The sequence below is a fragment of the Hymenobacter artigasi genome (assembly GCF_012275535.1).
Classification (GTDB): Bacteria; Bacteroidota; Bacteroidia; order Cytophagales; family Hymenobacteraceae; genus Hymenobacter; species Hymenobacter artigasi.
Window position 1 is genome coordinate 665679 of sequence record NZ_JAAVTK010000001.1, and the last position, 26924, is coordinate 692602.

Consider the following 26924-nt stretch of genomic DNA (forward strand, 5'->3'; position numbering starts at 1 on the left):
CGAAACAGCATATAAAAGCGGAACAGAGCGTAAAAAAAAGTCCCGGCTCAAAAATGAGCCGGGACTTTTTCGTTGAAGTCGTTAGGCTCCCCTCTCTGCAGGAGAGGGGCCGGGGGTGAGGTTACAGCTTTATCGTGCGCTTGCTCACCACCTGCCCATTCACCGTGACGGCGGCGATGTAAAGCCCGGCGCGCAGGCTGCTGCCATCTACCGTTACCGATTGGCTGCCGGCCCCGAAGGCTTTGTTAGTGAGTACGGTTTGCACGCGGCGGCCCATTTCATCGAACAGCTCAACCGTAACGGCCCCGGCCGTCGGCAGCGTGAAGCCGACTTCGAACTGGTTTACGAACGGTACCGGGCTGAGCTGGAGCTGGGCTTTGGGGTCGGCGCTGCTGGTGCGCAGGCCGAGCGCAGTACCGAAGGCGCTGAGGTTCAGAAAGTCGGCCATGATGGGCGTGATGGCGGTATTGTCGAGCAGGCCGCGGCCGGTAATCTGCTGGGCGTGGGTGTTGGTGTTGTCTTCGGCTCCCACCCAAATGTCCTGCGGGGTGTGGTTGCCGGGCGTGGCGCCCTGGTTGCTGCCCACGCCGGTGCTGGCGCGGGTGCCGTTGCCGTTGGTGAGGGGGTTGGAGCCGTAGGCCACCACGATGCGACGGCCGGTAGCCGAAGCCGGCTGCGGGTAGTCCTTGCCCTGGAAGGTATTCATCACGTAATCAGGAAACCAGCCGCCCGCGCCGCCGTCGCCGCGCACCAGGTTGGTGGGGGTGGCGTAGCCGGCTTCGGCCGCTACCGACTTGGTAATCTGGCCCGAGTAAGTGCGGATTTTGGTACCGTTCTGCTGGGCATCGGCCTCGTCGTGCAGGCCCGTGACGGTGAAGCCGCCGCACTCGTGGTCGGACGTGCTAAAGACCAGCGTTTTGCCGGTAGTAGTGGGCGTGGCGAGCAGGGCCCGTCCCTCGGCCACGGCGTAGTCGAAGGCCATTACCTCCTTAATCATGTAATCGGAAGCGTACACGCTGGTGGTGCGGGGCGTGGCGGGCGTGGCGATGTAGTTGGCCTCGCCGCCGCCCGTCAGGTAGGCCGGCTTGTCCGAATCGACGGTGTACTGGTTGCCGCCGGCGGGGTTGGCCACCACCGTGATGCCGCCGGTGTTGGCGTGCTCCAGGTGGTCGATGCGGCCGGCCTCCACCATCAGGAAAAAGCCTTTGCCGTTGCTCTTGGCCTTGAGGACTTCGATGGCCATGTGGGTCATCTCGGCCAGCGAGGGCTCCCAGGCGGCGCTGGTCTGGCGGTCCTGCTCGTAGTTGACGTGCGAGGAGTTGAACAAGCCCAGCAGCTTCTTGCCGCCGGGGCCGTACTGGCTGAGGTTGATGTTGTTGAGGGCGTCGCGGCTGTTCACATAGCCGTAGTTGCGCTGGTTTACGGCGTAGCCCACGAGGTCCACGTCATCGGCGCGGTTGCCTTTCAGGGTGGCGGCCACGCCGGTGGCGGGGTCAATGATGGCCGCGCCGTTGCGGTCCACGATGGTTTCGTAGGAGCTGGCGGCCGTGCGGGTGCGGGGCATGAAATGGCGAGCCCCGCCGCCGAGAATTACGTCCAGCTCCACCCCTACTTTGGGCGTGGGCAGCACCCAGTCGCGGGCCGCCGTGTAGCGGTACGATGTGGTGGGGCTGCTGTTGAAAATGGCTTCGTACTGCGTCTGCGTCGAGGCAATGTACTGGGCCGAGATGTAGTCCTCCAGGTCGCGGTACCAGATGTGGCTGGCAAAGGCAGCCGGCGTGGCGTGCGTGATGCGGGCCGTACTCACGAGGCCCACGGCGTAGCCCTGCTTCTTGGCGGCTTCGAGAATGGTTTCAATGGCCGCGCCCGAACCGGGGTTCAGCGAAATCACCTCATTGTCCTGCTTGCCGGGCTTGCCGCAGGCGTACACCGCCGCGCCGGGGGCCGAGTCGGTAATCCAGGAGTTGAGCGAGTGGGTGGTGACGGTAGCGTTGTACTTGAGCTTATCGAGCGCCAGCACTTGGAACCCAGCATCGGACGTGAAGCGCTTGCCCGTGGTGCCCTGGCCCATGGCCATGCGCGCCGCCGTTTTGGGGGCCAGCCCAAAGCCATCGCCGATGTAGATGATAACGTTGTTGTTGGTGGCCGAGGCCTGGGCCCGGGCCTCCCGCCCTGCCAGCGCCGCCAGCACCAGGCCACTGAGTAAAATTTTCGCTTTCATAAAAGCCGGTTGAGGTTGATGAATGGAATAATAACCGGCCGCAAAATTGGGCGAGTGCCGTGAGGCCATGGTTACTCCTTCATCAAGCCTGCATTATGAAAGTCGCACCAGCCAAACACTTAATTAATCATTAAGTAATCAGCTGGTTGCGCAGGCAATTCTACCTTTGCACGAATCATCAAACTGTCCTGGCACCATGCTTTTTTTCCTGAAATTTCCGTGTTTTCGCCAGTGGCTGCCGGGGCTGTTACTGCTCAGCGTCAGCCCGGCGGTGCAGGCCCGCCCCCGCCCGCCCTACGCGGTGCCCGGCCACGAGCAGCCCGTCGCCCTGCTGCACGCCGGCAAGGCTACCTACCTGGTCACCCAGCACAGCGTGCTGCGGCTCGAAGGCCGGCGGCTCGTGAGTCACTTCCGGAGCGAAGCCACCATTCAGTGCGCCACGACCCACGATACGGCCCTGTGGCTGGGCACGCGCCAGGGCCTGCTGCGGCTGAGCACGCGCACCTTCCGCCCGCAGCAGCTGGCTCTGCCCGGCGTGGCCGCGCCCAACGTAACGGCGCTGTTTGGCGATGCCCGGGGCCAGCTCTGGGTGGGCGCCAACGGCGCGGGCGTATTCCGCCGGGCCGGCCAGGCCTTCGAGCAGGAGCTGCACACGCCCGCCATCAACGGCGGCGTGGCCACGGCCGACAGCGCTGTCTGGATTGCCACCAGCATCGGCCTCAGCCGCAAGCAGGGCCCCGAGTGGACGCGCTACAACGAGGAAGGCGTGGCCAACCACGAAATCCCCGACAACATCGTGGAAAAGCTGCTGCCCGACAACGACGGCAACCTCTGGGTGGTGATGTCAGACGCCATTTGCGTGTTCGAAAAGGGCGGCCAGCGCGGCGCGGCCGAAGCCGAGCTGCCCACCGTGAAGTTCATCGGCCGGCCCGGCAACGAGGTGTTCGGCGTGGCCCACGTGCCCGGCGCGGGCCGCCTGTTTGCCACCGCCCAGGGCCTGCTGCTGCTACCCGATGCGCCCGCCACGCCCCTCCCCGGCTTCGTCGCCGCTACCGATAAAATCGAGCCGCAGCGCCTGTTACAGCCGCTGCCCGCGTTGCCGGGCGTGGGCAACCCTACTCTGCTGGCCATGGACAAGCAGCAACGGCTGTGGCTGGCGGGACCGGAGGGCTTGGTGGTGCTCACAGCTAAGGAGTTTAGGCAGTTTGCGCGGGAGCAAAATGCCGCCAGCAATACCACCGCGCAACGCTAGAATATGCACCGCGAAATTTCACCTCGCGCCCGCGCCTTTCCTTCCAGATAGGCTACAACAGAAAATGCCCAGCGTTGCACTGACGCTGGGCATTTTGCATTTATTGGCGCACTACTATCGGCGCAGACGCGGGGCGAAATAAAATTTCGCTATACAGGTGTTTACAGCAGCTCCGTGCTACGCTTCACAAACGCCGTCAGGGCTTCGCCTTTCAGCATCCCCTGGGCCAGTAGCGCCAAATCAAACGCTTGCTTGGCGAGCTTCTCGCCGCCGTCGGCCAGCACTTTGGCTACCAGCGGGTGATTGGCGTTCACGGTCACGTCGTACGACTCGGGGAAGGCCCCGAACATCTGCATGCCGCCGCCGCCGCCGGTGCGCTGCATGTCCTTCATGCGGCGCATGAATTCGTTCTGGGTGATGGTAACCGGGGCGTCCTGCGGGCTGAGGGCGGCCACTTTCACGTGCATGGCCGGGTTGGCAATGGCCGTGCTAAAGGTTTCCTCCAGCTTCTTGGTGTCGTCCTCGGTCAGCACGCTTTCGGTGGTGCCTTCCTTCTCGATGAGCTTGCTCACCGTGTCGGCATCTACGCGCTTGAAGCTGGTTTTTTCCAGCTTCTGCTCTAGCTGGCCGATGAAGTGCGGGTCGAGGATGTGGTCGAAGTTCAGCACGTCGTAGCCGCGCTCTTTGGCGGCGGCCACGTAGCCGTGCTGCTGCTCGGCATCGTTGGTATAAAGCACCACGGTGTTGCCGTCCTTGTCCTGCTGGTTGGCCTGAATATGCTCGGTGTACTCGCTGATGGTGAATAGCTTGCCGTCCACATTCTTGAGCAGCACGAAGTCCTTGCCCTTATCGTAGAACTTCTCATCGCTCAGCATGCCGTACTTCACGAACATGCCAATGTCGGACCACTTCTCCTCGTAGCCGGGCCGGTCCTGCTTGAACAGGCTACTCAGCTTATCGGCCACCTTTTTGGTGATGTAGGTATTGATTTTGCGCACTGCCGCGTCGGCCTGCAGGAAGCTGCGGCTCACGTTCAGCGGGATGTCGGGCGAGTCAATCACGCCGTGCAGCAGCATCAGGAACTCGGGCACCACGTCCTTCACCTCGTCGGTGATGAAGACCTGGCGCGAGTAGAGCTGAATCTTGTTGCGCGAGAACTGCAGCTCGTCCTTCACCTTCGGGAAGTACAGAATACCAGTGAGATTGAACGGATAATCTACGTTCAGGTGAATCCAGAACAGGGGCTCGTCCATGCTCATGGGGTAGAGTTCCTGGTAGAATTTCTTGTAGTCCTCATCGGTCAGCTCCGAGGGCTGCTTGGTCCAGATGGGGTTTGTGTCGTTGATGAGCTCGCCCTCGAACTCAATCGGGATAGGCAGGAACTTGCAGTACTTGGTAAGGATGGTGCGCAGGCGGGCCTCCTCCAGAAACTCGTCCGAATCTTCGGCCACGTTGAGCACCACGTCGGTGCCGCGCTCGGCCTTGTCGGTACTTTCCAGGGTGAACGACGTACTACCGTCGCAGGTCCAGTGGGCGGCTTCGGTGCCTTCCTTGTAGCTCTGCGAGAATATTTCAACCTCCTTGGCCACCATGAACGCGGAGTAGAAACCCAGGCCGAACTGCCCGATAATCTGGTCCTTAGTGGTGGCATCCTTGTCCTTGTACTGCTCCACAAACTCAGTGGCGCCGCTGAAGGCAATCTGGTTGATGTACTTCTTGATTTCCTCGCCGGTCATGCCCAGGCCGTGGTCAGAAATTGTGATTTTGCGGGCTTCCTTGTCCACGGTCACGCGCACTTTCAGCTCGCCGAGCTCGCCTTTGTACTCGCCCAGCTGGGCCAGGCTTTTCAGCTTTTGGGTGGCATCAACGGCATTGCTGACCAGTTCCCGCAGGAAAATCTCGTGGTCGGAATACAAGAACTTCTTAATAATCGGGAAGATGTTCTCGGTGTGGATGGAGATGGAGCCGGTTTCTTGCATGATATAAAGGGGAAACGGTTGAATACAGACGGAATGGCCGGGCGCACGGGCACCAGCCACGGTTTCCGTAGCTTTCAAAGGACGTTCCAAGGGGTACTTGGCTGTCAGATTGACAGCGACGAGCGAAGAGGCACTTCGAATCGGAGTCGCTTGTCATTCCGACGCAGGAGGAATCTGAATGTCATCCGCGACCGGGTTTATCCAGATTTCTCCTGCGTCGGAATGACAAGCTGTTGACCAGGCTACTACCGCTCGGACTGGTGCCGGTACGGGGCTTCGAGCGGGCTGGCCGGGGCTGGGCCGGGACCGAACACGGCATCCCACTCGGCTTGCAGCGCAGGCAGGCGGGCCGAGTAGTCGGTCAGCCACTGCAGGCCGGGCTCGGGCTGGGGGAAATACTGAATATCAAACTTTATGATGCTGCGGAACATGGCCAGCAGCGAGTCGATGGCCAGCTGGTTGTGCACGCGGTGGCGGTGGTTCACGAGTACCAGCCGCTCCAGGGGCAGCTTCATGATGCCCGGCATCCAGCTTACGCCAAGCCACACCTGGTCGTAGACCGAGATGTCGGGAAAGGTATTCATGTTGAGCAACAAATTGCGGACGCCCAACTCCCGGTCCAGAGCCAGGAGCTGCTCAGCGCTTTGGCGCAATGTACGGGTGTCGGCCCCGGAGGCCCATTCAATGCGTAACAGACTCAGCTGTTCGTCGTATTGCAAAGAAAAGTCAGGAATATTGCTAATTATCACAAAAAAAGGCGCTAAAAGGCCGCTCGGGCAGCAAGGTAGTGCACCGATACGGGAAATGCGCCGCCCAGGATTTGTGAACAGTTGCAACGTGTAACATTTATTTACGGAGCAACTTTCGGCGTTTACCTCCATCTTTGTATTGTGCAAGCCCTGCGTTCCCATTTAGCCCTCCTCCTGTTGCTCTGCCTCGTGCGGACGCTGCTGCCCGAGGCGTGGATTCTGGCCCTGCATCCCCACGCCCACACCACGGAGGAGCCGGCCCAGGCTCCGGCCTTTCGCCACAAGGGCAAGGCCCTCGTCAGCGCCCGGCACCAGCACTGCGACGTAGAGCAGTTCTACGATGTGGCGTTTCAGGGGGCCGTACCGGTGGCGGTGCCTCAGCCCCGGGTGGCCATGCGCTACGCCGCTATGCCTGCCCTGCCGCCCGTGCGGCCGGCGGCCGGCGAGGTGCTTTTTGCGCGGTCGTTGCGCGGCCCGCCCAGCCGCGCCTAACCTCCGGCGCATTCTTTTTTCTTCCTGATAATACCCTGCTTTGCCCGCAGCCACGCTTTTGCAGCGGCTGGCGGGCTAGGCTGCTTTGGCTTTTTTTATGTCATTCAATCTTTCCCGTTTTTCTTTATTGGTGTGCCTGACGGCGGTGCCCACGGCGCTTATTGCCCAAACAGCCCCACCCGTGGCGGCGCGGGTGCGCCCGGCCGCCCTGCCCCTCACCGGCCGCGTTACCGATGCGGCCACTGGCGAGGGCCTGCCCGGGGCCAACATTATTTTCGACGACCTGAAGCAGGGCACCGCTGCCGGTCCGGATGGCTCGTTCCGCTTCAGCAGCCTGCCCCGGGGGCGCTTCACGGTGCAGGTGCGCTCGCTGGGCTACAACACCGTGACGCAGACCGTGGACACGGGCAGCGGCCAGCCGCTCGATTTCAAGCTGACGGTGGCCGCCACTGAGATTGGGCAGGTGGTGGTGACGGGCGTGTCGCAGGCCACCCAGCTGCGGCGCTCGCCCATCCCCACCTCGGTAGTGGACCACACGCGGCTGAACCAGACGGCCGGCTCGAACCTGGTGGATGCCATTGCGCATACGCCCGGCGTGAGCCAGATTACCACCGGCGCGGCCATCAGCAAGCCCGTGGTGCGCGGGCTGGGCTACAACCGCGTCATCACCCTGAACAACGGGGCCAAGCAGGAAGGCCAGCAGTGGGGCGACGAGCACGGCATTGAGATTGACGAGTTTAGCGTGGACCGGGCCGAGATTATCAAAGGTCCGGGCTCGCTGCTGTACGGCTCCGATGCCATGGCCGGCGTTATCAACTTCGTGGCCCCCGACCCCATTGCCGAAGGCCACATCACAGGCACGGCCACGGCCAACTACCAGACTAATAACCACCTGCAGGCCTACTCTTTCCAGAACGCGGGCAATATCAACGGCTTCAACTGGCTGGCGCGGGGCACCCGCAAGGTGGCCGGCGACTACCAGAACCGCTACGACGGCCGGGTGTACAACTCGGGCTTTAACGAGTGGGACGCCAATGGCTACGTGGGCGTGAACAAAAGCTGGGGCTATTCGCACCTCACGTTCAGCACGTTCAACCAGCGGCTGGGGCTGACGGAGGGCGCGCGCGACCCGCAAACCGGCCGCTTCCTGAAAGACGTGCCCAGCGGCGACTCGACCCAAAGCGTGCCCGTGACCGACGGCGACCTGCGCGGCTATGGCCTGGCCGTGCCTCAGCAGCAGATTAACCACCTGCGCATCGGCACCGACAACAGCTTTATCCTAGGCTCGAATGGCGGCCGCATCGGGCTGCAGGTGAGCTACCAGCAGAACCTGCGCCGCGAGTACGGCAACGTGCTCGACCCCACCGAAACCTCGCTTTACTTCCAGCTGCGCACCGTGGACTACTCGCTGCGCTATTTCCTGCCCGAACGCAACGGCTGGAACCTGACCGTGGGCACCAGCGGCCTGCACCAGCAAAACCAGAACCTGGGCCAGGAATTCCTGATTCCGGCCTACCGCGTGAGCGAGGGCGGCGTGTTTGGCGTGGCCAAGAAAACCATTGGGGCGCTGGATATCAGCGGTGGACTGCGGTACGATGTGCGCCAGATTGCGGCCGACAAGCTGCTGCTCGACGGCAATGAGCGGCCCACCACCGGCACCAACCCCGATGCCGAAACCAAGTTTCCGGGCTTCCTGAGCACCTTTCGCAACTACAGCGGCAGCCTGGGGGCAGCCTACAATTTGAATGAGAAGCTCACGGTGAAGGCCAACCTCTCACGCGGCTTCCGGGCTCCCAACATCGCGGAGCTGGGCTCGAACGGCAAGCACGAGGGTACCATTCGCTACGAAATCGGCAACGACAACCTCCGCCCCGAAACCAGCCTGCAGGTGGATGCCGGCGTGAGCTACGTCACGGACCACGTCCGGTTCAGTGTCGATGCGTTTGAGAACAGCATCAGCAACTACATTTTCACGCGGCGGCTGCTCACGGCCAGCGGGGGCGACTCCCTGCGCAACGACACCCGGGCCTACCAATATGACCAGGGCCAGGCCCGCCTGGTGGGCGGCGAAGTCAGCCTCGATTTCCACCCCCACCCGCTGGATTGGCTGCACTTCGAGAACTCGTTCTCGATGGTGCGCGCCGAGCAGCTGAACGTGGCCGCCGCCGAGAAATACCTGCCGTTCATCCCCGGCGACCGGCTGCAATCGGAGCTGCGGGCCAATTTCCGCCGCCAGGGCCAGCGCATCACCAATCCCTACGCCCGCGTGCAGCTGGAGCACACCTTCGCCCAGAACCGCTACTTCTCGGCCTTCGACACCGAAACGGCCACGCCGGGCTACACGCTCATCAACGCCGGCATCGGCACCGATTTGGCCGATGCGCAGGGTCGTACGCTATTCTCGCTGTTCATCACGGCCAACAACCTGTTCGACGTGGGCTACCAGAGCCACCTGAGCCGCCTGAAATATGCCGATTTCAACGCCTCAAACGGGCGCTACGGTGTGTTCAACCAAGGCCGGAACGTGAGCGTGCGGCTGGTGGTACCGCTGGCGTTCAAGTAAGCTTCTTGCTGCAATCTGCAATAAGCTTTCATTTTAAGCCGTTTGCCTCCCGTCGGGGAAGCAAACGGCTTTTTTTGGCCTCGCCGGGTGATAGTTAAGCCGGAAATGGATTAATTAGTACATGCCTGCTCCGATGACTACTTCCCTCCTTTCCGCGCCGGCTGCCACCGCCCTGCGCGACGCCCTGCTCACCGACCGCGAGCGGGCCCTGACGCGGCTCTACCGCCGGGCTTTCCCGCTGGTGCGGCGCTACGTGTGCGGCCACGGCGGTACGGCCCAGGACGCGCAGGATGTATTTCACGATGCGCTGGTGGTGCTTTACGAGCAGGCCGTGGGCGGCACGCTCGTGCTCACGGCCTCGGCCAGCACCTACCTGGTGGGCATTGCCCGCAACCTGTGGCACCACGAATTGCGCCGCCGCGACCGTCTGCCGCACGAGGCCCTGCCGGCTGAACTGGAACTCCAGGCCGCCGAAGAGTCGGCAGATACGGCCGAGCCCGCTTTCGCCGTGCTGGACTACGTGGAGCGCCTGGGCGAAAAATGCCGGAACGTGCTGCTGGCCTTCTACTACTTCCAGCAGCCCCTCACGCAGATTGCCGCAGCCAACGGCTACCGCTCGGTGCGCTCGGCCACGGTGCAGAAATTCAAGTGCCTGGAGCGGCTGCGCAACTCGGTGCGCCGGGCTTTCACGGCTGAAACCATCGAGTATTAAGGTATGCGCCCTGAACTCGAACGTCTGCAGCTGATTGAACAGCAACTGCTCAACAACCCGGCCGCCCTCCCGGCCCAGGACTGGAACGTGCGCCTGCTGATTGATGGCGAGCTGGCCGCTGATGCGCAAGCGCAGCAGCAGCTCTACCACGGACTGCGCGTGGCCGGCCGCCGGCAGCTACGGCAGGAGCTGCGACTGATTCATGAGCGGCTGCACGCGGGCCGGTTTGCCTGGCTCCGCCGCCTCTGGCCGGGATAACAACACTTCCATTCATTACGGGCCAGCTCCTTCCTGCTTTTCAGCAAGAGTGGCACCACTATGCCTTTTCCACCCAATCTCACAACTCTTTCCTCATGCTCAATCAAACCGAATTCCGAAAATTTGCCGTGCACGGCCGGGGCCTCAACGGCCTCACCGTGGACCAATACCTGACCCGCACCGAAGCCCTGGCCCGGCCCTACATCACCAACATGACTCGCTCAGTCATCGAAGAACGGCCGCAGAACTTCCGCGAAATCGACGTTTTCTCCCGCCTGATTATGGACCGCATCATCTTCCTGGGCCAGGCCGTGGACGACAACATTGCCAACATCATCAACGCCCAGCTGCTGTTTCTCGAATCGGCCGATGCCCGCAAGGACATTCTGCTCTACATCAACTCGCCGGGCGGCTCGGTGTACGCCGGCTTCGGGATGTATGACACCATGCAGTACGTGACGCCCGACGTGGCCACCATCTGCACCGGGCTGGCGGCCAGCATGGGCGCGTTTCTGCTGTGCGGCGGGGCCATTGGTAAACGCTCGGCCCTGCCCCACGCCCGCATCATGATTCACCAACCCTCGGGCGGCGTGCAGGGGCCGTCGGCCGACATCGAAATCACGGCCCGCGAGGTCATCAAAATCCGCGAAGAGCTCTACGGCATCTACGCCGAGCGCACTGGCAAAACCTACCAGCAAATCCACACTGACTCGGACCGCGACTACTGGCTGCGGGCCGATGAGGCCAAGGAATACGGCCTGATTGACGAAGTGCTGACGCGCCCAGTAGCGCGAACTTTGTAGTTCGCGTCACCGCGCTGCTGACACGATTTCGAAATGCGCCGGGACGCGAACTACAAAGTTCGCGCTACTACCCGCACCCAAAGCCCAACCGTTTACGTTCTCCGCGTAGCGCCAACGCTTCGCCTCATGCCCCACGACCACGACCATTCCGCCCCCGGCCACCAGCACGCCGCGCCGCCGCCCGGCGGGGCCTTCAACGCCGCTTTTGCCATCGGCATTGCCCTCAATATAATCTTCGTGATTGCCGAAACGGCCGGCGGGCTGTGGGCTCACTCGGCCGCCCTGCTCTCCGATGCCGGCCACAACCTGAGCGACGTGCTGAGCCTGGCCCTGGCCTGGGGCGCGGCCTGGCTGGCGGGCCGGCCGGCTACGCGGCGCTACACGTTTGGCTACCGGGGCGCGACCATTCAGGCCGCGCTGCTGAACACGGCGCTGCTCTATGCTGCAGTAGGCTTTATCCTCTGGGAAACCATCGACCACCTGCGCCACCCCGAGCCGGTGAACGGCCGCTGGGTGATGCTGCTGGCCGGCGTAGGCATTTTGGTGAACGGCGTGACGGCCCTGCTGTTTCGCAGTGGGCAGAAGGCCGACGTGAACGTGCGCGGGGCCTACCTGCACATGATGGTGGATGCGCTGGTGAGCGTGGGCGTGGTGGCCGGCGGCGGCCTCGTGCTGCTTACCGGCTGGACCTGGCTCGACCCGGCCATCAGCTTCATCATTCTGGGCATCATTGCCTTCAGCTCGTGGGGGCTGCTGCGCGACAGCCTGCGCCTGGGCCTGCAGGCCGTGCCCGACGGCATCGACCCCGAAGCCGTGCGCGACTACCTGCTACAGCAGCCCGAAGTAGAATCCGTGCACGACCTCCACATCTGGAGCCTGAGCAGCGCCGGCCACGATGCCGCCCTCATGGCCCACCTCGTGCGTCCCGGCGGGGCCGATGCGGCGTGGCTCGGTGCCCTCACGAAGGGTTTGGAAACCGAATTCAACATCCGCCACAGCACCGTGCAGGTGGAGGATGGCCCCTTGCCCGGCGGCTGCCACAGCCATTGCGAAATGACGGCTGAAGTAGCGCGAACTTTGTAGTTCGCGTCCCCGAGCCGTTAGCACGATTGTGGGATGCGCGAGGACGCGAACTACAGAGTTCGCGCTACTGCTTGCTACATTTCGGCCATGCAAGCCTCCCACCCTACTAAAACCACTGTGCTCACCGCTGCCGTCGTCGTGGCGGCGCTGGGCTATTTCGTTGATATCTACGACCTGATTCTGTTCAGCATCGTGCGGGTTAAAAGCCTGAATGACCTGGGCATTATCGACAAAGCCGCCGTCACGGACCGGGGCTTATTCCTGATAAACATGCAGATGGGCGGCATGCTGGTCGGCGGCATCCTGTGGGGAATATTGGGCGATAAAAAGGGCCGGCTCTCGGTGCTATTCGGCTCCATCCTGCTCTATTCGCTGGCCAATATTGCCAACGGCTTCGTCCAAACCATCGACCAGTATGCCTGGCTGCGGCTCATTGCGGGCGTGGGGCTGGCCGGCGAGTTGGGCGCGGGCATCACCCTGGTGAGCGAAAGCCTGCCCAAGGAAAAGCGCGGCTACGGCACCATGATAGTGGCTACCGTGGGCGTGAGCGGGGCCATGCTGGGCTACTGGGTGGGCGAGAAACTGGGCTGGCGCAATGCCTATTTCGTGGGCGGCGGGCTGGGCCTGGCGCTGCTGCTGTTGCGCGTGAGCGTATTCGAGTCGGGCATGTTCCGGCAGCTGCAGGCCCAGGCGGCGGTATCGCGGGGCGATTTCCTGAGCCTGTTTACCAACCCGGCGCGGCTGGGCAAGTACCTGCGCATTTTGCTGATTGGGGTACCGCTGTGGTTCGTGGTGGGCATTCTGGTGACGCTGGCGCCCGAGTTTGGGCGGGAGCTGGGGCTCACGGGCGAGGTCACGGCCGGACTGGCGGTGTTCTGGTGCTACTTCGGGCTGGTGTTTGGCGATTTTATCAGCGGGGCGCTCAGCCAGCTGTGGCACTCGCGCAACAAGGCGCTGCAGGTGTTTCTGGTGTTTTGCGCCGTGCTGGTGGGCGTGTACCTGTTCGGAATTGAGGGCGCTTCGCCCACTACCTTTTATGCCGTGTGCTTTGTGATGGGTATTTCGGTGGGCTTCTGGGCCTTGTTTGTGACGGTGGCGGCCGAGCAGTTTGGCACCAACCTGCGGGCCACGGTGGCCACCACCGCGCCCAACTTTGCACGGGGCGCGGTGGTGGGCCTGGTGCCGGCCTTCAAGTACCTGAGCGGGCAGTTAGGCTTTGTGCCGGGCGCGGCGGTGCTGGGCGGCATTTCGCTGCTGGTAGCCTTCTGGGCCGTGAGCACCCTGCCCGAGAGCTATGGCAAAGACCTGGACTACGTGGAAGAATAGCCGGCGGCTTCGGCTGCACTTTAGCCGAAGCTACAATTCTGAGAACCTTGTTTTGGGCCCGGCGTACACAGGCCGAATCTAACGGGTTTTACCCCCATTCCCCATGAAAAAAATACTCGGCCTCCTGGCCATTATCGCAGCTTCGGCCTTTTCGGCCCACGCCCAGACTACCCCAGCTCCCATGCCCGCCACTGCTGAGCCGGCTCTCACGCCGGAGATGCAGCAGCAGCGCGCCACCGATGCCAAAGCAACCTACGACGCCCAGAAGCAGCAGACCAACAACAGCGACCAGGCCGTGCGTGACAGCCGCAACCAGCTGAAAGAAACCGCCAACCAGCAATCGGACTTGAAAAAGCAGCTCCGCGAGCAGCGCAAGCAGGAAAAGGCCCAGAAATCCCAGCTCAAAGAGCAGCGCACCGCCGCTAAAGAAGCCAAGAAGCAGGAGCGCGCCGCCCGCGACATGGCCAGGGCCGAAAAGAAACGCGCCAAGGAAATGAAATAACGAAGCGGCCATTCCGTCGTATTCAGAAAGACTCCGGCTTCGGCCGGAGTTTTTTATTGCCCGCTTATCAGTCCGCCCCCCTACTTTCGCCCACCTCAACCCCTCTTACCCGTATGGCCACGCCCACCAAAAACACCGCCATGTATTATCCGTGGCACCATTTTGTGCTGCTGCCGCTGGCCCTGCTCATGGCCGGCTACACCATACTGCGCTATACCAAAGTGGCCGGCGACGACGACCAGACGGCCCGGCTCTGGTTCAGCGTGGCGGCGCTGGCCGTCATCGGCTTCGGGGTGCTCGTGATGCTGCGCCAGCACTACGCCCTGCAATTGCAGGACCGCATCTGCCGGCTCGAAGTGCGCCAGCGCTATTTTGAGGTGAGCGGCCAGCGCTTCGCCCCGCTCGAAAAGCAGCTCAGCATTGGCCAAATCCTGAGCCTGCGCCTGGCCGGCGACGCCGAGCTGCCCGCCCTGGCCCAGGCCGCCGCCACGTCCAACCTCACACCCAAAGACATTCAGGCCCGTATCACCGACTTTCAGTTCGACGCCATGCGCGTTTGATTTGATGGATTGGTGAGTTAGTGGAATGGTGGATTTTTACCTGATTGGTCCCATTGTTCCAGAAAAGTCACCAATTCACCAGCCCACCAATCCACTACCCCGAATTATGATTCTCTACAACGTCACCAGCAGCCTCGAGCCCACCGCCGCCGACGAATGGCTCGACTACATGCGCACCACCCACATTCCTGAAGTAATGGAAACCGGGTTTTTCATCAAGAGCCAGCTTCTGCGCCTGCTCGATGAGGAAGAGGGCGGCATCACCTACGCCGCCCAATACTACTGCCTCAGCCTGGAGCAGTTGGAAGAATACCAGGCCATCTGCGCCCCGGCCCTGCGCGCCGACATGGAAAAGCACTTCGCCGGCAAGTACGTCTCGTTCCGCACCGTGCTGGAAGTGGTGGAATAAATCTGTTTACACAGGTCCTGCTGAAAAGAACGTCATGCAGAGCGCAGCGAAGCATCTTTACCGCACAACGCAATCCAATTAAAAGGATTACTGATGGCGGGCAAGATGCTTCGCTGCGCTCTGCATGACGTTCTTTTTTTGCCCTACTACTTATAATCCCCAGTGTACCAGTTGGGCACGAAAACGCCTCCCGTGCTGTTAAATCAGCAATCCATGAAAAACATCATCTTCTTCGGCGACAGCCTTACCGCCGGCCACGGCCTGCCGGCCGCCAACAGCTTCCCCAGCATCTTACAGCAGCGGCTCGATAACCAGTCGCTTCCTTATAAAGCCTACAACTACGGCGCGAGTGGCGAAACCAGCGCCGGCGGCCGCCAGCGTCTGTCCGCCGTGCTGGCCCGCCACCCGATTGACTTATTTGTGCTGGCCCTGGGGGCCAACGACGGCATCCGGGGCATCCCGGTCCGCGAAACCACCCAAAACCTGCAGTTCATCATCGATGCCGTGCGGCGGCAGTACCCGGAGGCCCAGCTGGTGCTGGCCGGCCTGGAGTTTCCCTTCGACCTTGGCCCGCTCGGTGGCCACCGCCTGGCCCACTACGCCACCGAGTTCAAAGCCCTCTTCCGCACCCTGGCCGATAAAAACGCCCTGCCCTTCGTGCCCTTCCTACTACAAGGCGTGCTGGGAAACCGTGCGCTGAACCTGGCCGACGGCGTTCACCCCAACGCGGCGGGCCAGAAAATTCTGGCCGAAAACGTGTGGCAGGTGCTGGGGCCGCTGTTGCAACAGCCAGTTGCTCAGTAGTATAGTGATTATCGAACCGTCATGCCGAGCGCAGCCGAGGCATCTCGCGTGTGTTAGTAATTCATTCGATTGAGTCACTGCAGCACGCGAGATGCCTCGGCTGCGCTCGGCATGACGGTTCGATTAGCCGGCCCTAAAACCCAAACAAATTCCCCTGCACCGGCTGCGGAATAATGTGCGGCGGCGGCACCACAATCCCCGTCAGCCCCCGGATTTTCTCCAGTAAGTACTGGGCGAAAACCGGCGCGTGGCGCACGTCCTTCTGGTGAATGAAGAAGTAGACTTCGTGCACGCCCTGGGCCACCCAGGCGGCAATGCGTTCGGCCCAGGCATCGGCGCGCTGATAGTCGGTGCTGTGCAGGCCGTGGCCGTTGAAGCGGATGAAGGCTGTGGGCGTGGTGAGGCGCAGGGGCAGCACGTCGCGCCGGCCGGCCACGTCGGTTATCACCAGCGTTTTGCCCAGAGCTTCGAGGGTGGCGAATACGGCATCGGTCAAAACCGGGTCGGCAAACCAGCGCGGGTGGCGCAGCTCCACGGCCAGCGGCACGGTAGTGGGGAAGTCGACGAGGAAGCGTTCCAGGCGCGGCAGGTGCTCGGGGCCGAAGTGCGGCGGCAGCTGCAAAAAGGCCCAGCCTAGGTTCTCGCCCAGCCCTTCGAAGGCCCGCGCCGTGGTCACCACCAAGTCGTCGGCCTGGAATAGCTCCCGCTCGTGGCTGATGCTGCGCGGCAGCTTGGGGCAGAACTTAAAGCCGGAATTCGGCCCCACGGCCTCGCGCCAGCGCCGCACGGTGGTGGCATCCGGGATGCGGTAGTGCGTGGTATTCAGCTCGATGCTATTGAACTGCTGCGCGTAGTAGCGCAGGTAATCGGGCTCCCTGATGCCGGCGGGGAAGTACGTGCCGAGCCACTCCTTGTTCGTCCAGATGGGGCAGCCCACGTAAATGCGGGCCGGCGTGGGCTGCGTGGGCCGGGCGCGGGCCAGCACGCGGGCCGTCTCGGGGTGGTCGGGCGGCAGGCTGAAATCAACGTAGCGAAGGTCGGGCAAGCGGCCAAAATCCATGGGGCAAAGGTAGGGTTAGGGCCCGGCGGCGGGCTACTACTCTTACGAAAAAAACCGGACTTGCGCAACCCGGTTCCGAAGGTAGTCGTAGGGCCGATGCCCAAATTTTACACCCGTCGCATAATCTAATTTTCGCACCTACGCAATGCCAAAGGCCTCATTCGGCAAAATATACTTTGAGGCAACCTCACGGCTACTTTTAACCCCAACATGAAGATTAATTAAATGCAAAATTTCTGGATAAAGGACAATTTTTAACCTAATTCGGTTAGTAGAGGTCAGTGGATTTTTAGCATTGCTCAAATGGATGGGTCTATGTTTGTCCTGCTCACCATCTGCGAATCGCATGATTTTATTTCGCCGCCTACAAGTACTCGTCCTTTCCAGTTGCTTCTTTTTTCTGCTGACTTTGTTGAGCGCCTCAGCGCGCACCGCCCCCGGTACCACCAAAGCAGCTTCCGCCTCTCGCCACGCTACCACGGTGTTGCGGGGCCGGGCCTCCTGGTATGGCAGTTACTTCCAAGGCCGGCGCACCACCAGCGGCGAGCGCTACAACCGCTTTCAATACACCTGCGCCCACAAGACGCTGCCCTTCGGCACCCGCCTGCGGGTTACGAACGTGAAGAACGGCAAGTCGGTCGTGGTGCGGGTTTCCGACCGGGGCCCGTTCCGTCACCAGCGCATCATTGATTTGTCGGAAGCCGCCGCCAAGCCCCTGGGCGTGGTTGAGTGCGGTGCCGCCACCGTGGTAGCCGAAGTAGTAGCCCCCGAAACGCCCCTTGGCCCCGCTTCCACCCCCGAAAACCTGGCCGCCCTCTTCGCCGCCGACCCCAACCCCGACGCCGCCTTCACCACCTACTCCGTAACCCCGGAAGCCCCCATCAGCCCCGCCGACTCAGTGGCCCGGGTTGGCGCCACGGCAAAGCTCATCGCGGCTGCCACCACCAGCAAGGCCGAGGTCATCACGGCCACCGAATCGGTGAACTGCCCGGCGGGCTTCCTCATTCAGGCCGGCTCTTTTATTGATGCCGCCAATGCCCAAACGGTGCAGGCCCGCATCAAGGCGCTGCTGCCCGAGCTCACCGTGAGCATTTCCCAGGATTTGCTCGATGGCCGCCAGCGCAGCCGCGTGCTCGTGGGCCAGTTTGGTGAGCGCCCCGAGGCCGAAGCCATTCGCCAGCAATTGCTGGTCTGGGGCATTGGTGGGCTGGTGCGCGAAGTCGCGCTGCGGTGAAAATAGCATTGCTCTGATACGCCAATACTAGCCGCAGAGCGGCGACATATCGGTAGCAGCACCGCTCCCAATCATTTTAAAGCCCCGGCGGGGCGACACTTGAATCAACGAGTGTCGCCCCGCTGGGGCTTTTGCTATTTTGACTTTTCTGCTTCCTACCAACATGCCGCCGCGCTGCGGCTTCGGGCAGTAGCTTGCGCCCGGAAACCCAACTCACTATCTGCCATGATAAAAGCGCTTCTGACTCTGGCCGCGTGCCTCACCCTTATCTGGGTGCTGAATACCAAACAGGGCAACCTGCCGCCCTTCGGCAAGCTGCTGAGCCCGTACCGGGGCTTCTGGCAGAACGGCGAGCGGCCCGAAGACTTCCCGGCCCGGCAGCAACTGGCCATCGCGGGCCTGCAGCAGCCCGTGACGGTGCGCTACGACGACCGCCGCGTGCCCCACATCTTCGCCCAAAACGACCACGACCTGTACCTGGCCCAGGGCTACCTCACGGCCCGCGACCGCCTCTGGCAAATGGACTTTGTGGCGCACGTCGCAGCCGGGCGGCTGGCCGAAATCCTGGGGCCGGAGCGGCTGGAAACGGACCGGTTTTTCCGGCGCATGGGCCTGGGCTTCGGGGCGCAGAAATCGGTGACTGCCGTGCTGGCCGACCCCGTGACCAGCGTAGTGGCGCGGGCCTATTCCGACGGCATCAACGCCTACATCAACACCCTCACGCCCGCCACTTACCCGTTTGAGTACAAGCTGCTCGACTACGCGCCCGAGCCCTGGGAGCCGCTAAAAAGCGCCCTCATCCTCAAATACATGGCCTTCGACCTCACCGGCCGCTCCGACGACCTGCGCATGAGCAATGCCCTGCGCAAGTACGGCCCGGCGGTGATGCGCGACCTGTTTCCCGACTACCCCACCCGCGAGTCGCCGGTGATTCCGGCGGGTACGCCACTCGATTTCCAGCCCCTGGCCACGCCGCCCGTGCCGCCCGCTTTCGTGGCGGCCGAAGCGCCGTATGCACCCGACCAGGAGCCTTCGCGCGACCTGGGCTCCAACAACTTCGCGGTGAGCGGGGCACGCTCGGCCACCGGCTTCCCGATGCTGGCCAACGACCCGCATTTGCAGCTCAACCTGCCCAGCATCTGGTACCAGGTGCAGTTGACCGCGCCGGGCGTGAACGTGTACGGCGTGTCGATTCCGGGCGCGCCGCTGGCCATCATTGGCTTTAATGAGCAGGCGGCCTGGGGCGTGACCAACACCTACGCCGACGTGCTGGACTGGTACCAGGTGCAGTTTCGGGATGCCCGCAAGCTGGAATATTTCCACGGCGGCCGCTGGAAGCCCGTGCGCCGCGTGGTGGAGCACATCAAAGTGCGCGGCCAGCCCGACCGCCTCGATACCGTATTATATACCCACCACGGCCCGGTGGTGTACGACCGCCCCCAGAAGCCCTTCCTATCCTACGTGCCCATCGGCTACGCGGCCCGCTGGACGGCCCACGACGCGGCCAACGAGTTCAAAACGTTCTATCAGCTCAACCGCGCCCACACCTACGCCGACTACACGGCCGCGCTGGCCAGCTACGGCGCGCCGGCCCAGAACTTCGTCTTTGCCGATGCCGGCCAGGACATTGCCATCTGGCCCAACGGCCACCTGCCGCTGAAATGGCGCGAGCAGGGCAAGTACCTGCTCGACGGCCGCGACCCGGCCCAGGACTGGCAGGGCTGGATTCCGGCCGCCCAGAACCCGCACGCCAAGAACCCGGCCCGGGGCTTCGTATCGTCGGCCAACCAGTCGTCGGTGCGGCCGCAGGACTATCCTTATTATATGAATTGGGATTACGGCTCGTCGGAGCGCGGCCGGCGCATCAACCAGCGCCTCGGCCAGATGCCCATAGTCACGGCCGACAGCCTGCGCCTGCTCCAGAACGACGTGCTCGGCCTGAATGCCCAACTGATGCTGCCGCGCATGCTGGCACTGGTCGGCGCACAAGCCGCCGCCTCGCCCGAGGGCCAGGCCCTGGCCGCCCTGCGCCACTGGGACTACCAGTACACGGCCGATGCCGTGGGCCCCAGCCTGTTTGAGCTGTGGTACGAAAACCTAGTGAAGCGCCTCTGGGACGATGATTTCCCCCTCGACCCCAAAGGCCCGGCCTACCGCCGCCCCGCCCGCGACCGCACCAACAACCTGATTCTGACCGAAGACAGCAGCCGCTGGATTGACGACCGTCGCACCCCCACCCGCGAAACCCTGCCCCTGCTGGCCCGCCAAAGCCTGCACTGGGCCGTGGACAGCCTCACCCGCAAATACGGCGCGCAAGGCCCCAAATGGCGCTGGGCCAGCCAGAAAAGCACCGACATCCTACACCTGCTCAGTCTCCCCGGCTTCGGGCAGATGGACGTGGACTGCGGCGGCGGCTCCGGCATCGTGAACGCCACCACCGAGCGCCAGGGCCCCAGCTGGCGCATGGTGGTAGCGCTGGGCCCCCAGGTGCGCGCCTACGGCGTGTACCCCGGCGGCCAGAGCGGCAACCCCGGCTCGCCCTTCTATTCCAACCTACTGGAAACCTGGCGCGTAGGCCAGCTCGACGAGCTGGTCTTTCTGCGCAGCGCGGAGGAGCCGAACGCGCGGGTAGCTACGGCGTGGACGCTGCAGGGAAAGTAAATTCCCGAGACTTTCCGAGACCTTCCATCTCCCAGCCTTATTTATAGCTCCGCTTGTGAAATCGCCCCTCCGTTCTACCAAACCCCGTTTATTTTCGAGCCTTGCCTTGCTACTATGGCTTTCAATTCCCCAATCTGCTGCCGCTCAAACATCTACTACCGAGCCGTCCAACCAGGAACCAAAAAAACCTGAAGGCAAGCAATATACCTTATTAGAGCAGATGCCTCAGTTACCTGGCGGGGGCGGCAACCGGGCCATCAGCAAGGCCATTCACAGTAGGCTGCATTATCCTACCCGAGCGGAGCAGCTGGGTATAGAAGGCGTTGTAATGGTGTATTTTGTGGTGACAAAAACCGGGGAAATCCGTGACGAAAAAATTGTGCGAAGCATTGGCGGCGGCTGCGATGAGGCCGTTTTACTCGCGGTGCGCGACCTTCCTCGTCTCATTCCGGGCACCCGGCAAGGCCAGCCCATCGACGTTGGGTTTACCTTCCCTATTTCGTTTCGGATGCAGGACTCGAAAACCGACCTGCTCGACACGCTGAACCGTGTGTATCCGTTAGTAAACCAAATGCCTCACTTACCGGGCAGCACTAGCGGCGTCGCTATCACCCAAGCCATTCAGCGGGCTTTGGTGATGCCGGCCGAAGTGGCAAATGACACCCTCGTCCGCAAGGTATTCGTGGGCTTTATCGTCGGCCCCAGCGGGGTGATTCGCGACGTTAAAATAGTCCGGGGGCTGAGTGCCAACTGCAATGCCGCCGCGCTGGCCGCCGTGCGGCAACTGCCACGCTTCGTGGGGGGCAAGCTAAACGGGCTGCCCGCCTCCGTGAGCATGACCGTGCCCGTGCAGTTTGGCCAGCTCCCGCAAAAACCCTGAATGGCCCCCTAAATAGCTGGCCGTAGATTACGGCCAGCTATAAATTTGCCACATGAATACCGACCAACTAAAGCGACTTCGCCGCCCGTGGTTGTTGGGCAGATTATTCTTCCTGCTCCTCTCGCTGCCGCCCCGCCCCGCCGCTGCCCAGTCCTATGGCCAGTACGCCACCGATACCACGCAGATATTCAACTACGTGGACCAGATGCCCACCCTGCCCGACGGCGGCGGCAACCTGGCCTTGGTGAAAGCCGTGCAGAAGCAGCTTCAGCTGCCGCTGGAAGTGCGCGAGGGCCGCACCGAAGGCCGGGTATTCGTGCGCGTGGTGGTGGGGGTGAGTGGCGTGGGGCGAAAGGCAGCCGTGGTGCAGTCGCTCAGCCCCGCCTGCGATGCCGCCGCGCTGGCCGCCGTGAAGCGCATGCCGCGCCTGCTGCCGGGCCGCTACCAGGGCCAGCCGGTGGCGGTGCTGCTCACGGTGCCGGTTATGTTCCTGTCGCCGCGCCACGTATTTGCCAGCACGGAAGTCACCCGGCCGGCCCGGTTCCCCGGCGGCGACGCGGCCCTGGAGCAGTACCTGCAAAAGAACAAATCCACCCCTGCCGAAGTAAAGCAGCGCGACCTCCAGGGCCGCGTCGCGGTACGCTTCGTGCTGAAGGCCGATGGCCGCATCGGGGCCAGCGAAGTCATCAACCCCCTCTGCCCCAGCTGCGACGACGAAGCCCTGCGCCTCGTACGTGGCTTCCCGCGCTGGCAGCCCGCCTTGGGCTACGACGACCAGCCCGTGGCCGTGTACCAGGTGGTCAACATCTCGTTCAGCCCGCCCGCGCCACCCACCGGCCAGGCCGCACCGGTACCCGAAAACCAGGTGTACAACCAGGTCGAGCAGATGCCCGTGCTATCCGGCCGCAGCGGCCCCGATGGCCTACAAGCCGCCCTACAGGAACTTATAGAGTACCCTGAGCGCGCCAGCAGCGGCGAGGGCCAGATGAGCTTCGTGGTGGAGCCCGATGGCCGCGTCACGCGCCCGGTCATGCTCAAGCCCATCAACAGCGCCCTGGACGAGGCCGTGCTGGCGGCGGCCCTGCGCCTGCCCCGCTTCGAGCCCGGCCGCCACAACGGCCAGCCCGTAGCCGTGCGCCTCGCCGTGCCGGTCCTGATTGACATTCGTTGAGGCAGTACGCTTCTGATACTCGCCACGAAGTAGGGTGCGGGGCTTGTCCCCGACCGGCGTTGAACGGTATCGTTGAAACAGTGACAACGCCGGGCGGGGACAAGCCCCGCACCCTACTTCGTGGCGAGTATAGCTGCCTACTGGGCAGTTCCTTTCGAATCAACTTCGGCAAGACACAAAAAAGGCGGCCTTCCGCAGAAGGTCGCCTTTTTTGTGTAGCATTGGCAATCTGCTGTTCTACAACAGAATACCAGGCACCCGCTAGTCGTTGGCGCGGTTGATGAGCACCACCGTTACGGCCGCAATGGCCGCGATGCCGAGTACCATTTGCGTGGGAGTGAAGCGCTGCGCGGCTTTGCGCAGCAGCACGCCGCCGTTTTTCAGCAGGTCGTCTACGTGTTCGGTTTTGCCTTGAAATACGTGGTAGGCGCTCTCGAACGTGCGGGCAAGGTCTTCGGGCAGGATGTCTTCGAGTTGTTTTTCGATTTGCGCTTCCATAAAGCTGGTATTGAATAGGGAGAGGTGAAACAGGGCCGTTGCCGCCCCTGACTCGCTGTACGGAAAAGAGCCGGGCCGGGCTGCCTTTTTTCTGGTCGAGAACCAAAATACCCCACAATATCAAAAAGCAAATTATTCATTATCAGCAGTATTTGCCAAAACACATTACCTGATAATTCCTCGCTTTACTCTATCACAACAATCCGCGAGCCGGTGCGGCGGTCCTCCCGCACCTGGCAGTAGTAAGCGCCCGGCGCCAGCCCGCTCAGGTCCACGGGCAGCAGCTGGGGGCCGCGGGGCAGCATCTGGTCCACGGTGCGGCGCACTTCGCGGCCCAGGGAATCAAGCATCACGACTTGGACGTGGCCACCGGCGCTTTCGTAGGCGACGGTAGTGCGGCCGTCGCGCGCCACCGGGTTGGGGTACACCGTGAAATCGGCAACCTCGGCCGCCGAATTCGTGGCCGTGACGGCCCCGGGCCGCAGTACCGGCACGTAGGCGAAGGGCTGCCCGAAGAGTTGCGTGAGTGTGGCCGGCGTCACCTGGAACCAGTCTTTCAGAATGCTGGTGTAGATGCTGCGGAAGTCGAACTGCATGGGAATGTTGTCGTTCACGCCGGCACTGGTGGGCAGCGTGGGGTTGGCCCCGTGCACGATGGGGTTCACTTTGGTGCCAAAAAGCAGCAGCGGCGCCGCCGCGCCGTGGTCGGTACCAAAGCCCGAGTTGGAGCGAATGCGCCGCCCGAATTCCGAGAACGTCATGCCCACCACCCGGTCCTGAATGGCCAGCCGCCGCAGGTCGTCCTGGAAGGCGTTCACGGCCTCCGCAATCTTGCCCAGCAGCGTGGCGTGGGTGCCCACGGTGGTGCTGCCCGTGCTGGGCACCTGCAGCGTGTGCGTGTCGAAGCCGCCGAGCTGGCACACGTAGATGCGGGTGCTCAGGCCGCCGGCCACCAGCTGGGCCACTATTTTGAGCTGGTCGGCCAGCGAGTTCTGGCCCGCCGTGGGGTACAGCGGCGAGAGGTTCTGGGCGCGCCCGGCCGCCGCCTGAATGGCCGTGGTGTACACCTGCGTCTGGCTCACCACCTGCCGGATAAAGGTGAGCTCGTGCCCGGCCGGCGTGTTCGGCGCGGCATCGACGCCCCCGCTAAGCAGCTGATAGAAAGACGACGTGCTGGCGATGGCCATGCCCATGTTCACCGTCGGTCCCTGCACGCAGTTGCTCACCACCGAGCCAATACTGATGGCCAGCGGGTCAGGGTTCTGGGTACTGGGGTAGCCGGTGGGGAAGCCCGCAAACTCGCCGTCGAGGTAGCGGCCGGCCCAGCCGGTGGTCCAGGTCACGTTCGACTCGGAGCCGGAGGTCCAGATATCGGTGGCCCGGAAGTGCGAGAAGTTGGGGTTGGGGTAACCCACGCTCTGCACCACGCCCAGCTTGCCGTTCTGGTACAGGTTCTGGAGCGAGGCCATGGCCGGATGAATGCCGGTGGCCGTGGTGAGCGGCAGCACCTGCGCTTGGGGCAGGGCAATGTTGCTGCGCGCCGCCAGCAGGGCCGGGTACTGGTCCAGCGGGATAATCATGTTCAGCCCATCATTGCCGCCTTGCAGCTGAATGATGACCAGCACCTTATCCGAAACCGTGGTGGCATTGGTGAGGGCCGCCAGCTGGGCCGAGTGCCCGTAGGCCCCAATGGGCAGCCCGCTCAAAAAAGCAGTACCAACCGAGGCCGCAGCCGTAGTCTGTAGAAATTCGCGACGTTTCATGGGTAAGCCGTTAGCTATGAGCTGTCAGCTATTAGCCAGCAGCTTCAGTTGACAAATGGTTGTTTGCGAGAGCTAACAGCTGATAGCTGCCAGCCAACAGCTTAAGAAAGATGGTATTCGGCCAGGCCCATCAGGGCGCGCAGCATGGCTTGCAGCTTGGTAGTCACGGCCGCCTTCTTGGCCGTGTTGGTGGGCGCGGCCAGGTACTGCTGCCACTCCACGGTCCACTCAAAATCGGGCAGGCCAGGCAGCAGGGCGGTTTTCAGGAAGGCAATCTGGTTGGCAGTGAGCGCGATGGGCAGCATCAGCTTCACATACTCGTCAATCAGCAGGTTGCAGTCTGAGGCCGTGGCGGCCGGGAACAACTGCGTGAGCGCCAGTACGTCAATCTTGATATTGACCCCGCTGCGCGTGTAGCCCGTGCCAATGAACAGGTCCGTAACCTGGTTGCGGCGCGGCAGCGTCACGGCGTTTATCCAGAGCTCGTGGTACTGCGGCGTCTGGTAGTAGGCGGCCCAGCCGGCCACGTTGGGCGGGTCGCCCAGCGTTTGCTGCTGCACAAAGGTCAGGCCGTTGAGGTAGTTCCACATGCCGTACTGCACAGCCACGTTGGTGGCGGGCGGAAACGCTACCTGCATCTGCCGGCACAGCCCCACCGTGAAATCGAGCGGGCTTTTGATGAGGCAGCCCACATTCAGGGCATCGAAGAAATGCTCGGAGCTGAACAACGCCCGCAGCACCGGCACAACATCGAAGCTTTTGTTGATGAGGATGGTAGCCAGCGGCCGGATAATATCCGTTTCGACCTGCGTATCAATCAAATAATACACAAACCAACGGTAGAGCTTGCGCACGATAAACCGCGCCGTCTCCACTTGCTGGAAAATCAGGTTGATAAGCGCCTGATACTCCGTGTTGCCGCTGGCCACGATGCTGGCATTGCCAAAGGCCGAAGAAAACACCTTGGTCGTGGTATCGTGGCGGCTGGCGGTGTAGTAGCTGCCCACGGGCACGGTAGCCAGGTCGCGCCAGCCGGTGAGTACTTTGGCGGCGGCCTGCACGTCGGCCTCGGTGTAGTTGGTGTAGTTGCCGGTGCCAATCAGGGGCCCCTTGCCCACCGTGAACAGCTCCAGTAGCTCGCGGCCGTAGTTCTCGTTGGGGGCACCCACCACGCTCTGGTTGCCGTTGAGGTAGCGCAGCATGGCGGGCGTCACGGTCACGTCCTTGGCCAGCTGCTTCACGTTGCCCAACGCGTGCTGGCGCAGCAGGCGGCAGTATTCGTAGCCCATGCGCGCATCGTTGATGTTGCTGATTTCCACTACAAAGTGGTTGTGCCAGAACAGCGTCATCTTCTCCACCAGCGTGGTGCCCTGGCCCAGCACCTGCCCCAGCCACCAGTCGCGCAGCGAAGTGCGGCGCACACCCTCAAAGTTCTGGTCGAATACCTGCGCCGTCCAGGTCTGGCCAATGGGCACGCTGGTATCGGTGGCCGACACGTTCACGGGCGGGTCGGGGGCAGTGGCGGGGGCCGTGAGCAGGCCATTGAGCACCGCCGTGAGGCTGGAGCCGGCCGCCGCCAGAATCTCCGGCCGGGTGGGGCCAAACAGGCAGCGGCGCAGCAGGTGCGCGGCCTGCTCGTAGCCCCAGGTGCCAGCGTAGGGCGTGAGGGTGCTGGTAGTGCGGGCCAGGCCGGTGGGCAACTCCTTATTAGCGTAGCGGCTCACGGTTTCGGGCGGGTCCTGCTGGGCCAGGGCGGCCGCAGGGCCGGCCAGCGGCCCGGGCCGCCCGGCCACAGCCGCCACCGGGGTATTAATTACGGCCGCGTTTCGTTGGAGGAAATGTCGACGGTTCATAAATAAGCGCAAAAAATGAGGCCAGAAACGTTGCTACAAGGTACCGTTCAGCCGCCGAATACAACGGCATTAACCGGCTGTTTAGCAAAGA

Annotated in this window: 23 protein-coding genes; 16 read left to right on the top strand and 7 right to left on the bottom strand. The window is 62.7% G+C overall.

Translation table 11 applies throughout. The annotated features are described in order from the left end of the window. Window positions 1-121: 121 nt before the first annotated feature. Window positions 122-2221 carry an alkaline phosphatase gene (locus HBN54_RS23925; RefSeq protein ID WP_168671584.1) on the bottom strand — a complete coding sequence of 700 codons (2100 nt, stop codon included), beginning with the start codon at window positions 2219-2221 and terminating at the stop codon, window positions 122-124. 196 nt (window positions 2222-2417) lie between these two features. On the opposite strand from HBN54_RS23925, the gene HBN54_RS02665 reads away from it, so the two are divergent. Next, window positions 2418-3473, top strand: a complete 1056-nt coding sequence (locus HBN54_RS02665) for a hypothetical protein (RefSeq protein WP_168671585.1) — start codon at window positions 2418-2420, stop codon at window positions 3471-3473. A 161-nt stretch (window positions 3474-3634) separates the two neighbouring features. On the opposite strand, the gene htpG is transcribed toward HBN54_RS02665, so the two are convergent. Both htpG and HBN54_RS02675 read right to left on the bottom strand, forming a co-directional pair. Continuing rightward, window positions 3635-5452: a molecular chaperone HtpG gene (gene htpG, locus HBN54_RS02670; RefSeq protein ID WP_168671586.1), complete on the bottom strand. Its 1818-nt coding sequence runs from the start codon at window positions 5450-5452 to the stop codon at window positions 3635-3637. A 245-nt stretch (window positions 5453-5697) separates the two neighbouring features. Further along, the gene (locus tag HBN54_RS02675) at window positions 5698-6036 is read right to left on the bottom strand and encodes a hypothetical protein (protein WP_168671587.1); all 339 of its coding nucleotides are present in this window, start codon (window positions 6034-6036) and stop codon (window positions 5698-5700) included. Window positions 6037-6342: 306 nt separating this feature from the next. Between HBN54_RS02675 and HBN54_RS02680 the strand changes: the two genes are divergently transcribed. The 11 genes from HBN54_RS02680 (at window position 6343) to HBN54_RS02730 (ending at window position 15713) form a co-directional block, all read left to right on the top strand. Beyond that, on the top strand, window positions 6343-6693 hold the full coding sequence (locus HBN54_RS02680) for a hypothetical protein (protein WP_168671588.1): 351 nt from the start codon (window positions 6343-6345) through the stop codon (window positions 6691-6693). A 97-nt stretch (window positions 6694-6790) separates the two neighbouring features. Continuing rightward, window positions 6791-9256 (top strand): TonB-dependent receptor, encoded by a 2466-nt coding sequence (locus HBN54_RS02685; RefSeq protein ID WP_168671589.1) that lies wholly within the window; start codon window positions 6791-6793, stop codon window positions 9254-9256. A 133-nt stretch (window positions 9257-9389) separates the two neighbouring features. Beyond that, entirely contained in the window at window positions 9390-9968 is a 579-nt protein-coding gene (locus HBN54_RS02690; protein WP_168671590.1) for an RNA polymerase sigma factor, read from the top strand. 3 nt (window positions 9969-9971) lie between these two features. Beyond that, the gene (locus HBN54_RS02695; protein ID WP_168671591.1) at window positions 9972-10226 is read left to right on the top strand and encodes a hypothetical protein; all 255 of its coding nucleotides are present in this window, start codon (window positions 9972-9974) and stop codon (window positions 10224-10226) included. A gap of 95 nt (window positions 10227-10321) precedes the next feature. Then, complete coding sequence (locus HBN54_RS02700) at window positions 10322-11029, top strand: ClpP family protease (RefSeq protein WP_168671592.1); 708 nt, start codon at window positions 10322-10324, stop codon at window positions 11027-11029. A 126-nt stretch (window positions 11030-11155) separates the two neighbouring features. Beyond that, complete coding sequence (locus HBN54_RS02705; protein WP_168671593.1) at window positions 11156-12112, top strand: cation diffusion facilitator family transporter; 957 nt, start codon at window positions 11156-11158, stop codon at window positions 12110-12112. Between the two features lie 87 nt (window positions 12113-12199). Beyond that, entirely contained in the window at window positions 12200-13438 is a 1239-nt protein-coding gene (locus tag HBN54_RS02710) for an MFS transporter (protein ID WP_235955348.1), read from the top strand. 103 nt (window positions 13439-13541) lie between these two features. Then, entirely contained in the window at window positions 13542-13940 is a 399-nt protein-coding gene (locus HBN54_RS02715; protein WP_168671594.1) for a hypothetical protein, read from the top strand. Between the two features lie 113 nt (window positions 13941-14053). Further along, window positions 14054-14500, top strand: coding sequence for a DUF6526 family protein (locus HBN54_RS02720; protein WP_168671595.1), 447 nt, complete (start codon window positions 14054-14056; stop codon window positions 14498-14500). A gap of 106 nt (window positions 14501-14606) precedes the next feature. Then, window positions 14607-14909, top strand: a complete 303-nt coding sequence (locus HBN54_RS02725; RefSeq protein WP_168671596.1) for a DUF4286 family protein — start codon at window positions 14607-14609, stop codon at window positions 14907-14909. A 213-nt stretch (window positions 14910-15122) separates the two neighbouring features. Next, window positions 15123-15713 carry an arylesterase gene (locus tag HBN54_RS02730; protein ID WP_168671597.1) on the top strand — a complete coding sequence of 197 codons (591 nt, stop codon included), beginning with the start codon at window positions 15123-15125 and terminating at the stop codon, window positions 15711-15713. A gap of 133 nt (window positions 15714-15846) precedes the next feature. Here HBN54_RS02730 and HBN54_RS02735 read toward each other — a convergent pair whose 3' ends face one another. Continuing rightward, the gene (locus HBN54_RS02735) at window positions 15847-16773 is read right to left on the bottom strand and encodes a DUF72 domain-containing protein (protein ID WP_168671598.1); all 927 of its coding nucleotides are present in this window, start codon (window positions 16771-16773) and stop codon (window positions 15847-15849) included. Window positions 16774-17182: 409 nt separating this feature from the next. On the opposite strand from HBN54_RS02735, the gene HBN54_RS02740 reads away from it, so the two are divergent. From HBN54_RS02740 to HBN54_RS02755, 4 genes are all read left to right on the top strand, one after another. Then, window positions 17183-18007: a septal ring lytic transglycosylase RlpA family protein gene (locus HBN54_RS02740; protein WP_235955349.1), complete on the top strand. Its 825-nt coding sequence runs from the start codon at window positions 17183-17185 to the stop codon at window positions 18005-18007. A 225-nt stretch (window positions 18008-18232) separates the two neighbouring features. Then, entirely contained in the window at window positions 18233-20668 is a 2436-nt protein-coding gene (locus HBN54_RS02745; protein WP_168671600.1) for a penicillin acylase family protein, read from the top strand. Between the two features lie 220 nt (window positions 20669-20888). Further along, a complete protein-coding gene (locus HBN54_RS02750; protein ID WP_168671601.1) occupies window positions 20889-21548 on the top strand; it encodes a TonB family protein in 660 nt (219 codons plus the stop codon). Between the two features lie 52 nt (window positions 21549-21600). Next, window positions 21601-22719: an energy transducer TonB gene (locus tag HBN54_RS02755; protein WP_168671602.1), complete on the top strand. Its 1119-nt coding sequence runs from the start codon at window positions 21601-21603 to the stop codon at window positions 22717-22719. 261 nt (window positions 22720-22980) lie between these two features. Here HBN54_RS02755 and HBN54_RS02760 read toward each other — a convergent pair whose 3' ends face one another. The 3 genes from HBN54_RS02760 to HBN54_RS02770 all read right to left on the bottom strand — a co-directional run bounded on the left by HBN54_RS02760 (window position 22981) and on the right by HBN54_RS02770 (window position 26833). Next, the gene (locus HBN54_RS02760; protein WP_168671603.1) at window positions 22981-23217 is read right to left on the bottom strand and encodes a hypothetical protein; all 237 of its coding nucleotides are present in this window, start codon (window positions 23215-23217) and stop codon (window positions 22981-22983) included. Between the two features lie 185 nt (window positions 23218-23402). Beyond that, window positions 23403-24980 (bottom strand): DUF1501 domain-containing protein, encoded by a 1578-nt coding sequence (locus tag HBN54_RS02765; RefSeq protein WP_168671604.1) that lies wholly within the window; start codon window positions 24978-24980, stop codon window positions 23403-23405. 101 nt (window positions 24981-25081) lie between these two features. Beyond that, on the bottom strand, window positions 25082-26833 hold the full coding sequence (locus HBN54_RS02770) for a DUF1800 domain-containing protein (RefSeq protein ID WP_168671605.1): 1752 nt from the start codon (window positions 26831-26833) through the stop codon (window positions 25082-25084). Window positions 26834-26924 lie beyond the last annotated feature (91 nt).